Origin of the sequence: Xanthomonas sp. SHU 199 (assembly GCF_000364665.1) — a bacterium.
GTDB lineage: Bacteria > Pseudomonadota > Gammaproteobacteria > Xanthomonadales > Xanthomonadaceae > Xanthomonas_A > Xanthomonas_A sontii.
This window is the reverse complement of sequence record NZ_AQOI01000136.1, coordinates 1-6093: the sequence shown is the minus strand read 5'-3', so window position 1 is coordinate 6093 and position 6093 is coordinate 1. Positions and strand designations below refer to the sequence as shown.

Sequence of the window (6093 nt, the reverse complement as noted above, 5' to 3'; positions counted from 1 at the left end):
GGCTGCTGGCCGGCTGAGCAGCGCAGGCCGGGGCGCGCGAGCGCGCCCGACGGCTCAGTCGGTCGGCTGCAGCCGCTGCCAGGCGGCCAGGACGATGCCGCGTACCTGCAGCCAGTCCAGGCGCGAGCGCGGGTGGTCGCGCAGGAACACGTCGCGCAGTTGCGCGACCACCTCTTCCACGCGCTGGCCGTGGTACTTGAGGTAGGCATCGTAGGCCAGCTTCAGCGCCGGCTCGTAGTCGTGGAACGTGTAACCGGGCTGATGGAAGGGGCTGTGTGCGTAATGCGCCTTCCAGAACTCCAGTTCGCGCTCGCGGTCCAGCATCACGCAGGCGCGCGAGGCGTGTTGCATCTCGATGGCGACGGCCATGTTGGCCCTCCGAGTGGTCCCCCCCACCGGCACCGCGGCGGCGCCGCAGGTGTGTTGCGCACGCAGTCTATGCCGGTCGGGCGTCGCCGCCGCGATGGCCGGCTGAAGCGTTCAGAGCTGGCGGTGCGGCGGTGCTGCACGCGGCAGCAAACCGGTGATCGGTTGGCCGCCGGCGGGCGCTGCACGGTTGTCCACACGCGATGTGGAGCGTTGCTCTGGAATCCTGTGGATAAGTGGCCAGGCACCGCATGGCGTCGGTGCCTGGAGCCGCGTGGCGAAAAAATCGCCACGCCGGTCCGCTCAGTCTTCGTCCGACGCCAGCCGGTGCAGCGCGGCGAAGTCGCGAATCTCCACCACATGCAGTTGCGGCAGCGCGATCAGGCCCTGCTGGCGCAGCTTGGTGAAGGTACGGCTGACTGTCTCCATGGTCAGGCCGAGATGGTCGGCGATGTCGCCGCGGCCCATCGGCAGCACCACCTTGTTGCCGGCATCGCCCTGGCGCGCCGCGCGGGCCGCCAGCTTGAGCAGGAAGTCGGCCAGTTTCTCGGCCGGCTGCAGCCGCGCCAGCGACAGCGCCGCGTCCTGCGCCGCATCCAGCTCCAGGCAGGCGCGTTGCAGCAGCTTGCGCTCCAGGTGCGGGAACTGCGTGCGCAACTGCTGCATCTGCGCCACCGGCACCCGGCACACCCGGCTGTCGGCGATGGCTTCGATATCGTGGCGGTGCCTGGCCGATTCGCTCAGGCCGACGTAGTCGCCGGGCAGGACGAAACCGGCCACCTGGCGGCGTCCGTCGGCGAGGGTGCGGACCAGGCGCAGCGCGCCGGCGGTGACGGTGTAGACCGCCTGCCGCGCCTCGCCGGTGCGGGCCAGGGTGGCGCCAGCGGCGTAGTGCAGCGAGGTCGTGGCCCGTTCCAGCGCCTGCACCTCGTCGCAGGCCAGCGCCGAGCAGATCGCCAGGTGGCGGACCGCGCAATGCAGGCACTCGTTGCCGCGCGGTTCGCGCGGGGCGGACGCGTCGGCGTAGGGCAGGGCGAATCCGGAAGGATGCCTGTTCATGGGCGGGGCAGCGGCTTCGGCACCGGCGAATGATACGCCGATGCGGCCGCGCGTGGCCGGTGCGGCTAGAATTGGCGTCCCGCTCGCCCCCGAATCGCAGGAGTTCCGCACGTGATCAAGCCCCGTACGCCGCCCGGCATCATGGAATTGCTGCCACGCGAGCAGATCGCGTTCCAGCGCATGCTGGACGTCATCCGCCGCAATTACGAGCGGTTCGGGTTCCTGCCGGTGGAGACGCCGGTGTTCGAGCTGTCCGACGTGCTGCTGACCAAGTCCGGCGGCGAGACCGAGCGCCAGGTGTACTTCGTGCAGTCCACCGGTGCGCTGGCCAATGCCGCGGCCGAGGGTAGCGAGGGCGGGCTGCCGGAGCTGGCGCTGCGCTTCGACCTGACCGTGCCGCTGGCCCGCTACGTGGCCGAACACGAGCACGAGCTGAGCTTCCCGTTCCGGCGCTACCAGATGCAGCGCGTGTACCGCGGCGAGCGCGCCCAGCGTGGCCGCTTCCGCGAGTTCTACCAATGCGACATCGACGTGATCGGCAAGGACGCGCTGAGCATCCGCTACGACGCCGAGGTGCTGGCGGTGATCCACGCGGTGTTCGCCGAGCTGGGCATCGGCGATTTCGCGGTGCAGTTGAACAACCGCAAGCTGATGCGCGGTTTCTTCGAGAGCCTGGGCGTGGCCGAGGGCGAGCGCCAGCTCGCGGTGCTGCGCGAGGTCGACAAGCTGGACAAGCGCGGCGCCGACTACGTGCGCGAGACGCTGGCCGGCGAGGGCTTCGGCATTCCCGCCGAGCAGGTGCAGCGCATCCTCGACTTCGTCGCGGTGCGCTCCAGCGGCCACGACGATGCGCTGGCGCGGCTGCAGGCGCTGGAGGCCGATGCGGCGTCCAGTGCGACCCTGCGCGAGGGCGTGGCCGAGCTGCGCGAGGTGCTGGCCCTGGTCAAGGCGCTGGGTGTGCCGGAAACCGCGTACTGCCTCAATTTCTCCATCGCCCGCGGCCTGGACTATTACACCGGCACCGTCTACGAGACCTTGCTGACCGACTACCCGCAGATCGGCTCGATCTGCTCGGGCGGCCGCTACGAGGACCTGGCCAGCCACTACAGCAAGTCCAAGCTGCCCGGCGTGGGCATTTCCATCGGCCTGACCCGGCTGTTCTGGCAGTTGCGCGAGGCCGGCCTGATCGACGGCATCGCCTCCAGCAGCGTGCAGGCGATGGTGGCGCTGATGGACGAGGCCAAGCTGGACGACGCGCTGGACATCGCGCGGCGCCTGCGTGCCGGCGGCATCAACACCGAAGTGCAGATGGAGCCGAAGAAGATCGGCAAGCAGTTCCAGTACGCGGCCCGTGCCGGCATCCGCTTCGTGGTGCTGGCCGGCGACGACGAGCTGGCGCGCGGGGTGGTCGCGGTCAAGGATCTGCTGCGCGAGCAGCAGTTCGAGATCGCCCGCGACGAACTGGCCAGCACGCTGCAGGTGGAACTGGAGCAGGCCAAGGTGATGGCCTGAGTCTGGTGGCGGCGGCCGGCGACGGCCGCCGCGCTGTGCGAGATCTTGGTAGAAGCGGCTTCAGCCGCGACCGGCATGGCCGGTAACCCCGGCCACGGTTGATCCCAAAAACGCAAACTACAGCAGGCCCGCGCCCTGCAGCATCGCCTTGAGCGCGCGCCGTTGCGCGCCATCGTCCGCCGGCCAGCCCTGCACTTGCGCGACGACCTTGCCGTCGCGCACCAGGAAGAACGTGGGCATGCGCCACTCGCGCGGCAACAGCGGCCATTCCTCCACGTCGTAGAGCGGATGCAGCGGCGTCTGCGGCTGCGCCTGGTTCCAGGCGCGCAGCGCCTCCAGGTCCTCGCTGCCGGGCGGCAGGGTCAGCCACAGCGCGTGGCGGCGGAACGCCGGGCCCAGTTCGGGATCGGCGGCGATGGCGCGCGCGGCGTCGGCGGCAAAATGGCAGCCGGCGGTGACCAGGATCTGAGGTGGCCCCAGATCGATCCGCTGCCGGTGCAGCGTGCGCCCATCGGGTTCCAGCGACCACAGCGTCGGCCCCTGCGCCGCCGCGCCCAGGCGGTCCTCGAAGCGCAGCCAATGCGGCCAGTCGGCGCTGCCGCCATCGGCCAGCAGGCGCCGTGCGTCTTCCACACGATGCGCGAGCAGCAGCGCGTTGCCGTCGTCGTCCACCTGCGCCGCGCTGGCCTGGCCGCGGCGCCGCAACTGCGCCAGCACCTGCAGTTGCGTGTCCAGCCCCGCCGGGGTGGGGCGCAGCGCGTAGGTCGCGACGACGGCCCGATACAGAAGATCCAGCGCGGCCGCGTCCGATTGCGCGATGGCGGCGGGGTCGAATGCTTCGGGCAGGGCGCTGCGCACTGCGGGCCAGGGATCGCGTCCAGTGCGACCGAGGCCGTCCAGATTCCGGTGGTAGCCGTTGTAGCGACGCTCCAGGTCGCCGATCGCGGCGGTGGGCTCGTTGGCGCGCGGTTGCGTCGCCCAGTGCGGCAAGCTTTCCGCGTAGCGCTCGACTCCGAACAGCGCCAGCAGCGCCCGGCCCTGCGTGCGGGTCAGCTGCGGCAGGTCCTGCGTATCGAATCCACCCAGGCCATTGCGGCCGAACACCAGGCCGTCGAGGAAGCGTTCGCGGGCGCCGGGCGTGAGCGCGTCCAGCGGCGTGCGCTGGCCTGCATGGGCGCGCAGGTAGGCGGCGAGCTGCGCGCTGGAGCGGATCGGCAGTTGCTCCACAGTGGTCGCGGTGTCGGCGTTTGCGGCCCCCTGGGCGGGAGGCGCCGGCGGCGGCTGCGCCGCTGCCGACATCGCCATGCACAGGACAAGGGCGGCAAAACACGCAGTGCGCATGCGGTACTCCAGAGCGGCGGCGGTCATCGCCGATCCTAGCGGCCGCCGGGCGATCCTTCCATCCGCCGCGGGAGGTGTCTGCGCGCAGCGTGAGGCCGGATCGCGGCAACGCACAGGGCGCCAGAGCGCGCAACAGGATGACCCGGAGGCTGAACGCCAGGTCGCCGCGGCCCGCGCAAGCTTGACCTTGTAATAGTGTGCTATTACATTAGCGCAATGAAACAACGTCCCGTCCCTGCAGAAGACCGCGACAGCGACGCCTCGTTCAAGGCGTTGGCGCGCACCCTGGCCCAGCTCGGCAAGCCGCAGGAAGTGGCGGCGTTCCTGCAGGACCTGTGCACGCCGGCCGAGTTGGAGGCGATGGCGGACCGCTGGCGCGTGGTGCCGCTGCTGCTCAAGGGCGTGCCGTACCGCGAGATCCACGATCTGACCCAGGTCAGCGTCACCACCATCGGCCGTGTCGCACGGACCCTGGAATACGGCGCCGGCGGCTATGCCGCGGCGCTGCGCCGGCAGACGGCGCGCCCCTCCGATTCCCACTGAGATGTCCTGATGAGTGCTTCCCTGGCAGCACCGGCCCGCGACCGGCTGCGTATCGCGATCCAGAAGAGTGGCCGCCTGGCCGAGCCGGCCCGTGCGGTGCTGGCCGCCTGCGGGCTGAGCTGGCGCGAGAGCCGCGACAAGCTGTTCTGCTACGGCGAATCGTTGCCGGTCGATCTGCTGCTGGTGCGCGACGACGATATCCCCGGGCTGATCGCCGACGGCGTGTGCGACTTCGGCATCGTCGGCCGCAACGAACTCGAAGAGCAGGCCGGCGAGCGCCGCCGCAATGGCCTGCCGGAGGCCTATCGTGCCCTGCGCGGGCTCAACTTCGGGCAGTGCCGGCTGATGCTGGCGGTGCCGGACAGTTGGGAGTGGAGCGGCCCGCAGCAGGTGCAGGGGCTGCGCATCGCCACCAGCTACCCGGCGGTGCTGGCCGACTGGCTGGACGCGCGTGGCATCGCCGCGCAGGTGGTGGAGCTGTCCGGCTCGGTGGAGATCGCGCCGCGCCTGGGCACCGCCGACCTGATCTGCGATCTGGTCTCCAGTGGCGCCACCCTGGCCGCCAACCAGCTCAAGCCAGTGGAGACGCTGCTGGAGAGCGAGGCGGTGCTGGCCGGTCCGGTCCGCGAACCGGCCGATGCCCGCGCCGGCCTCGCGGCGATGCTGCTGCGCCGGCTCGACGGCGTGCTCAAGCTGCGCGACAGCAAGCTGCTGATGTTCCGCGCCGCGCGCGAACGCGTGGCCGACCTGGCGCGGCTGCTGCCCGACGCCGAACCGCTGGTGCAACTGCCCGGCGACGCAGACGGCCCGCTGCAGTTGCAGACCATGTGCCACGGTGCGATCACCTGGCAGCGCATGGAGGAACTGGAGCGCGCGGGCGCGCAGGGCTTGATGGTGTTGACGGTGGAGCGGTCGCTGGCATGAATCGTTTGGAATGGAGCGCGCTCGACGCGCAGGAACGCACCCAGGCGCTGACCCGGCCGGTGCAGCGCGTGGCCGAGCAGACCCGCAACGCGGTGGCGCAGGTGCTCAATGACGTGCACAGCCGCGGCGACGTCGCGCTGCGCGACCTCACCGCGCGTTTCGACGGCGTGGTGCTGGAGACCTTCGAAGTGAGCGCCACCGAGTTCGCCGCCGCCGAGGCGGCGGTGCCGGCGCCGCTGCGCGCGGCGATGGCCGAGGCGGCGGCGCGGATCGATACCTTCCACCGCGCCGGCATGGCGCAGCCGTACGCGGTCGAGACCGCGCCGGGCGTGGTCTGCGAGCGCGTGG

The 6093-nt window shown here is 71.0% G+C and carries 7 protein-coding genes; 4 read left to right on the top strand and 3 right to left on the bottom strand.

Features of this window, described 5'->3' with window-relative positions:
• Positions 1 to 54 precede the first annotated feature (54 nt).
• Together D183_RS0106465 and D183_RS0106460 are read right to left on the bottom strand one after the other, a co-directional pair.
• The gene (locus D183_RS0106465; protein WP_017908290.1) at positions 55 to 369 is read right to left on the bottom strand and encodes a hypothetical protein; all 315 of its coding nucleotides are present in this window, start codon (positions 367 to 369) and stop codon (positions 55 to 57) included.
• Between the two features lie 300 nt (positions 370 to 669).
• Positions 670 to 1425, bottom strand: coding sequence for a Crp/Fnr family transcriptional regulator (locus D183_RS0106460; protein ID WP_017908289.1), 756 nt, complete (start codon positions 1423 to 1425; stop codon positions 670 to 672).
• Between the two features lie 111 nt (positions 1426 to 1536).
• Here D183_RS0106460 and hisS point away from each other — a divergent pair, with 111 nt between their 5' ends.
• Positions 1537 to 2937 carry a histidine--tRNA ligase gene (gene hisS, locus D183_RS0106455; protein WP_026144250.1) on the top strand — a complete coding sequence of 467 codons (1401 nt, stop codon included), beginning with the start codon at positions 1537 to 1539 and terminating at the stop codon, positions 2935 to 2937.
• A gap of 117 nt (positions 2938 to 3054) precedes the next feature.
• On the opposite strand, the gene D183_RS0106450 is transcribed toward hisS, so the two are convergent.
• Positions 3055 to 4305, bottom strand: coding sequence for a hypothetical protein (locus D183_RS0106450; RefSeq protein ID WP_232757227.1), 1251 nt, complete (start codon positions 4303 to 4305; stop codon positions 3055 to 3057).
• A gap of 189 nt (positions 4306 to 4494) precedes the next feature.
• On the opposite strand from D183_RS0106450, the gene D183_RS0106445 reads away from it, so the two are divergent.
• The 3 genes from D183_RS0106445 to D183_RS24125 form a co-directional block, all read left to right on the top strand.
• Entirely contained in the window at positions 4495 to 4821 is a 327-nt protein-coding gene (locus D183_RS0106445; RefSeq protein WP_017908286.1) for a YerC/YecD family TrpR-related protein, read from the top strand.
• A gap of 9 nt (positions 4822 to 4830) precedes the next feature.
• Positions 4831 to 5745, top strand: a complete 915-nt coding sequence (hisG, locus tag D183_RS0106440; protein ID WP_017908285.1) for an ATP phosphoribosyltransferase — start codon at positions 4831 to 4833, stop codon at positions 5743 to 5745.
• Positions 5742 to 6093, top strand: a 352-nt coding sequence (locus tag D183_RS24125; protein ID WP_039726334.1) for a histidinol dehydrogenase, incomplete at its 3' end; no start/stop codon positions are given. The genes hisG and D183_RS24125, both read left to right, overlap by 4 nt.

Excerpts from the sequence above, each read along its gene's own strand:
- D183_RS0106445 (WP_017908286.1), top strand. The coding sequence starts at position 4,495 with ATGAAACAACGTCCCGTCCCTGCAGAAGACCGCGACAGCGACGCCTCG.
- D183_RS0106450 (WP_232757227.1), bottom strand. The coding sequence starts at position 4,305 with ATGACCGCCGCCGCTCTGGAGTACCGCATGCGCACTGCGTGTTTTGCC.
- D183_RS0106460 (WP_017908289.1), bottom strand. The coding sequence starts at position 1,425 with ATGAACAGGCATCCTTCCGGATTCGCCCTGCCCTACGCCGACGCGTCC.
- D183_RS0106465 (WP_017908290.1), bottom strand. The coding sequence starts at position 369 with ATGGCCGTCGCCATCGAGATGCAACACGCCTCGCGCGCCTGCGTGATG.
- hisG (WP_017908285.1), top strand. The coding sequence starts at position 4,831 with ATGAGTGCTTCCCTGGCAGCACCGGCCCGCGACCGGCTGCGTATCGCG.